Here is a 6117-nt window from a genome sequence, read left to right as displayed (position 1 = left end):
GCGCTAAATTCCGCCGGAGGCTCATATCCGCGGAGCGGATATGATATAATGTCGTCGAAGACGACATTATATCTGCGCATTCTGATTTCTGCGCGAGCCGCAGAAATCCAGGCGCTAAATTCCGCCGGAGGCTCATATCCGCGGAGCGGATATGATATAATGTCGTCGAAGACGACATTATATCTGCGCATTCTGGTTTCTGCGCTTGCCGCAGAAATCCAGGCGGAATACAGAATAAACCCGGCTGTGCCGGTGAGATAAAGGCGGTGCTGCAATGGAAAGAGACATTAATCTGGATGAAATATCCGACGGGAAATTATATGATGCCAATGATATGGTCAAGGTGGGGTGTTCGGACTGCGCCGGCTGTTCGGCGTGCTGCCATGGCATGGGAGAAACGATTGTGCTTGACCCTTATGATATCTGGCAGCTCACCTCCCATCTGGGATGTACCTTTGAGCAGCTGCTTTCATCAGGCCGGATTGCCCTTCATGTATACGAAGGCCTGATTCTCCCCAGCCTGAACCTTGTGGGGGAAGAGGAAGGCTGTCCCTTCTTAAATAAAGAAGGCCGCTGCTCCATCCATTCCTTCCGTCCCGGCATCTGCCGCTGTTTTCCTTTGGGCAGGCTTTATGAAAACGGCTCCTTCCGCTACTTCCTTCAGATTCATGAATGCAGGAAAGAAAACCGGACAAAAATGAAAATCCGCAAATGGCTGGATATTCCGGATTTGCGCCGCTATGAAAAATTCATCTGCGACTGGCATTTTTACATAAAAGCCCTTCAGGAGCAAGCAAAAACCTGCAAAGAAGAAGAAAGGCTGAAGGAACTGAGCATGCGGGTGCTTCAGGACTACTACCTGATACCCTACGCGCCGGAAATGGATTTCTATGAACAGTTCTACAGCCGCGGCAGCCTGGGGGAAGGCGGCAACGAGTTAAATTAAATTTATGACAGTAAATAAATCATTGTATGACCGACAGGAAATTGCCGGTCATCTTCATGAAAAATTAAGAAATTGCGCAAACCAGCATATTTCCAGAAATTACCGGCGCAAAACGTTACTTTTTGTGGAATATTGAGAATTATCTTCTTGACTTGAAATTCCTGGGGAGGTAATCTTTTAAGTAGTAAACTACAAGGAGTACATACCCTGATGAAATATAAATGGAAACCTGTCTTGGCAGCTATGCTTGCCTCTTTTTGTCTTTTTTCTTCTCCCCTGACGGCTTTGGCGACAGATAATACAGTCAGCACAATTGAGGATGAAATGGTTCACAATACGGAAGGAGCCGCCGAAGCAGGCAGCGCAGAGACGCAGACCGGTGAATCGGAAACACCGGGCAGCCTCCCCGTTCAGGCCGACGAAGAACCGGGATGGCCCTCTGGCCCTTCCATAGTTGCGGAATCCGGCATTGTTATGGAAGTCTCCACAGGAACGATTCTGTACAGTAAAAATATGCATGCCCAATATTACCCTGCCAGCATTACCAAAATTATGACGGCCCTTCTGGCCATGGAGAACTGTGAACTGGATGAACAGGTAACGGTTCCCCATGAAGCAGTATATATGGAGGATAAGGGGTCACACATCGCGCTGGACGAGGGCGAGGTGCTGTCCGTGGAGGACTGTCTGTACGGCATGATGCTGGCATCTGCCAACGATGCCGCCTATGCGCTGGCCATACATATTGGCGGAACAATAGAGAAATTCGCCGAAATGATGAATGAAAGGGCCAGGGAGCTGGGCTGTGAGGACAGCAACTTTGTCAATCCCCACGGACTGCCTGATGAAAGGCATGTATCCAGCGCCTACGACATGGCTCTGATTACCAGGGAAGCGCTGAAGCATGAGATTTTCCGTACGGTATCCAAAACGGTTTATTATGAGATTCAGCCCACCGATAAACAGCCGGATCTGATTCCCATGTCCAACCACCATAAGATGATCTGCAGCGGCAAATACCATTATGACGGTGTGTTTGCAGGAAAAACCGGATATACGGTGGTGGCAAAGAACACGCTTGTCACCTGTGCGGCACGCAATGACATGGAGTTGATCTGCGTAACCATGAAAACGGAGGGCAGGCAGGTATATGTGGATACCGCTACTCTGTTTGATTTCTGTTTTGATAATTTTAAAAAGGTGGATATCGGATCCAGCGGCACGGAGGGTGAAGAGATTGAGGTTTCCGTGAAGGAGGGGGACAGCCCGGAGAAAACGGAGAAAATACCGTTTCGGATATCGGAGGACGGCTATGTTGTCCTCCCTTCCCAGGCAGAATTCTCAGATTTGAAGCCTCTGCTTTTGCTGAATGCGGACAGAGGGCCGGAGGTAACCGGCGCGGTACTGGAATATCTTCTGGGTACCCGCACCGTGGGACAGGCTGTCATAGCGCTTCCTGAGTCCATGATAGTGAAGCCGGAGCCTGAAACCGTACAGAATGAGACGGAGAGCGAACCGGAACAGGAGAAAGAGAAAGAGGGCAAAGGCTTCCGCTGGTGGTACATTCCATTGGGTATCCTTGGCGCTCTGGCGGCAGCGGGCGCAGGCTTCCTTATAGTCCGCAGACAGATATGGAAATACAGATGGAGAAAAAACAGGAAAAGGCGCAGAAGCGGACGGCATTAATCTGACAGAGCCTGAATACCGCTGAAAATAAAATTTATTACTTCTTCCGGAGGGACTATAGCTTAACAGTAACAAAGAAAATGCTAAATAACGTAAATCATGCTTGTACATTTGGTCATAAAAGCTTACAATGAGTATATGTATAAACGGCGTATGGCGCAGAAGGAGTTTTTATGGCAACGGAAAAAACATATGATTTTGACGAGGCCTTTTTTACCTCCGTCTTTAATCAGCTGACCACTAATATCTTTATAAAGGATGCGGAAACAGATGTAATAGTTTATATGAACGACGCGATGAAGCGGGAATTTGGACAGATACATCCGGAAGGAAAGCGGTGCTGGGAGATTTTACAAAGGGGGCTGACGGATAAATGCCCCTTTTGTTCGGAACGGGATAAAAAGGGCGGCTTCCGCGCAGGGATACGGCATGAAAGGAATACGTTAACCGGACGCATTTACAAGCATTATGATTCTCTGACGGAGTGGCAGGGAAGAACCTACTGTATATGCAATTTTGTGGATGTTACGGAATATGAAGAGCTGTCGGAGGCTGCGGATCTTGACGACCTGACCAGAATTTATAACCGCAGGGCAGGCAGGGAAAAGCTGGCGGAGATGATAGAGGATGCCAGAAGGGAAAATATAACTCTCACCGTGGCGCTGATAGACGTGAATGGACTGAAGAAAATCAACGATCAGTACGGTCACGGGGAAGGGGATAATCTCCTTACCTCAATGGCCTGCGTGACAAAGGGCTGTCTTGGGGAACAGGATATCATTTTCCGTCTCAGCGGGGATGAGTTCGTGCTGGTATTCTATAATCAGAACCAGCAGGCGGCTGAGAAGCTGATGCGGGAAATCAGCAGGCGGCTCCACGATGAACGGGAGAAATATTCCATTTTTTATGAAGCTACCTTCAGCTACGGCCTGATGGAGGTATATCCGGGAGACAGATATACCTTGTCGGATATCATCAGACGGGCCGATGAGCAGATGTACATACAGAAGCGGAGCTACCATATCATGCGTGCCAAGGAGGGACTCCTTAAAGACGGGCAGAGACGTATGGGGACGAAACAGTTTGTGTATGATAAGGAGCATCTGTATGATGCGCTGGCCTCCAGTACGGAGGACTATATTTTTGTTGGCAATATGAAGACGGGAACCTTCCGGTATTCACCAGCCATGGTGGAGGAGTTCGGCCTGCCGGGGGAAATCGTGGAGAATGCAGCCGCCTTCTGGAGCGGCCTGATCCATCCCAATGATGAAAACGTGTTTCTGGAAAGCAATCAGGAGATTGCCGATGGCCGGACAGATTCCCACAATATAGAGTACCGTGCAAGGAACACCCGCGGTGAATGGATATGGCTCCGCTGCAGGGGGCGGATGATAAAAGACACGCAGGGCTGTCCGGATCTGTTTGCGGGCATGATTACCAATCTGGGGAAGAAGAGCCAGATGGATCATATGACCGGCCTTTATAACCGTTTTGAGTTTGAAGGGAATATTAAGAAATATATGGTGGACTATCCGGATTTGCAGCGGCTGCAGATCATGATACTGGATATGGACGCCTTTAAGAATATCAACGATCTCTTTGACAGAGCCTTTGGTGACGAAGTGCTCAGGATTACGGCACAGAGGATTTCCTCTATACTGCCCTCCAATGCACGTATTTACAGGCTGGACGGCGATGAATTCGGAATTATTATCCTCAATGGGGAGGAAGAGGATTACCTGCGGATTTTCAACAGCATCCAGCATAAATTCCACGGACAGCAGGAATACAACGGCAAGAAATATTACTGCACGGTTTCAGGAGGCTATGCCGTATATCCTACGGATGCGGATAATTATCTGGATTTGCTCAAATGCGCCAACTATTCCCTGGAGCATTCCAAGCTGGAGGGAAAGGACAGGATTACCAGATTTTCTGAGGATATCCTGAAGGAAAAGGAAAGAAAGCTGGAGCTGGCAGAGCTTCTGCGGGAAAGCATTGACCGTGGTTTTGCGGGTTTTTCCATCAGTTATCAGCCACAGGTTGAGTCTGAGACCGGAACCCTGTACGGGGCGGAGGCGCTGGCCAGATGGCGCTGTGCCAAATACGGAAATGTATCGCCCGGTGAATTTATCCCCCTGTTGGAGCAGAGCGGCCTGATCGTCCCGCTGGGAAGCTGGGTGCTTTATCATGCGGTGGAGCAGTGCAGGAAATGGTGTGAGCTTAAGCCTGATTTTCACATGAGCATCAATCTTTCCTACCGGCAATTGCTGGAAGGGGATATTGTTGCCAATATTCAGGAGACTCTGGAAGCGCTCCATGTCCAGCCCGGCAATGTGACGCTGGAGCTGACGGAAACCTACCTCATCAAGGAGGATGCCGGAACCCGTGATATCCTGGAGAAAATGAAGAAAATGGGAATTAACCTGGCCATGGATGATTTTGGAATCGGCTATTCCTCCCTTTTTTCACTGAAAAACATACCGGTGGATATTGTAAAAATAGACAGGGGCTTTGTTAAGGGAATTACTTCTGATCTCTTTAATGCCACCTTTGTCCGGGCAATTACGGAGCTGTGCCATGATGTGGGGAAGAAGGTATGCCTGGAGGGAGTGGAGACGAAGGAAGAGTACGATGTGGTGAAAAATTCGGGGCTGGAGCTGATTCAGGGCTTTTATTTCGGTTATCCCATCAATGCGGAAATGTTCGAAAAGCAGTGGCTGTAAACAACGGAATTAAATAAAAAACCATAAAAAGAGAGGGAAGCGCTGTCAACAGCTTTCCTCTCTTTTATGTATACTATTATACTACAAAATTGAGAAAATATCAAGGCTTGTAATAGAACCGGCCAGAACGTATAATAGGCATTTCCAGCAGAAACAATAGGAAACAGGGATTTAAAAGGAGGAGACAGCGGTGAACGAAAGTTTATTGGAGGTGCTGCAGTCACAGAAGGAGAAAAAGGAGCTTTCCGTTCTTATGCAATGTAATGAAAAAACGGAAAGCTTTGGTTTGTCCCTGACGGAGGAGGACGCGCATGAACTGGTTTTGTGCAGGAATGCGAGCCTGAAAAAATACCGCCGGGTGGAGTTCGGAGAAGGGATTCTGGATAAGCTGATTTTTACCTTCTGTGATTCCCAATACATTAATCAGGAGAATTACCGGGAGATCATGGAGGAGCTGCAGGATATTTTCTATTCCTTTAAGAATGAAGCGATGGATTTGCTGACGGATGACGAGCTCCTGACATTTATGAAGGAACAGTTTGAAGAGATCTGCATGGGAGACACGGAATATCTGGAAAGCACCTGCCTTCCAAGGTTTGCTTCCGCCATTCGTTCCGGTGACAGGGACTATGTGAAAAGCGGCGGAAAAGGAGAATATGAAAAGCTCAGCGAGGAGCAAAGGTGGGACGGAGAACTCTTTATGGATGTAATAAAGGAGCTTTTCTGGTAATTGTCAGGACCAGTACAGGGGTTTTTCCA

Annotated in this window: 4 protein-coding genes; all 4 read left to right on the top strand. The window is 48.3% G+C overall.

Going from position 1 to position 6117, the window contains the following annotated elements; translation table 11 throughout:
- Positions 1-274: 274 nt before the first annotated feature.
- The 4 genes from DXC51_RS04545 (at position 275) to DXC51_RS04530 (ending at position 6088) form a co-directional block, all read left to right on the top strand.
- Complete coding sequence (locus DXC51_RS04545) at positions 275-946, top strand: YkgJ family cysteine cluster protein (RefSeq protein ID WP_021636051.1); 672 nt, start codon at positions 275-277, stop codon at positions 944-946.
- A 210-nt stretch (positions 947-1156) separates the two neighbouring features.
- Positions 1157-2632 carry a D-alanyl-D-alanine carboxypeptidase family protein gene (locus DXC51_RS04540; protein WP_117543904.1) on the top strand — a complete coding sequence of 492 codons (1476 nt, stop codon included), beginning with the start codon at positions 1157-1159 and terminating at the stop codon, positions 2630-2632.
- Between the two features lie 173 nt (positions 2633-2805).
- Positions 2806-5358, top strand: coding sequence for a diguanylate cyclase domain-containing protein (locus tag DXC51_RS04535; RefSeq protein WP_117543902.1), 2553 nt, complete (start codon positions 2806-2808; stop codon positions 5356-5358).
- Between the two features lie 190 nt (positions 5359-5548).
- Entirely contained in the window at positions 5549-6088 is a 540-nt protein-coding gene (locus DXC51_RS04530) for a DUF6323 family protein (protein ID WP_117543900.1), read from the top strand.
- Positions 6089-6117 lie beyond the last annotated feature (29 nt).

It is taken from the genome of Eisenbergiella massiliensis (assembly GCF_003435485.1).
This window is presented reverse-complemented; position numbering and strand designations above follow the sequence as displayed.

Coding starts and splice junctions, on each gene's coding strand:
- DXC51_RS04540 (WP_117543904.1), top strand. CDS start 1,157: ATGAAATATAAATGGAAACCTGTCTTGGCAGCTATGCTTGCCTCTTTT.
- DXC51_RS04535 (WP_117543902.1), top strand. CDS start 2,806: ATGGCAACGGAAAAAACATATGATTTTGACGAGGCCTTTTTTACCTCC.
- DXC51_RS04545 (WP_021636051.1), top strand. CDS start 275: ATGGAAAGAGACATTAATCTGGATGAAATATCCGACGGGAAATTATAT.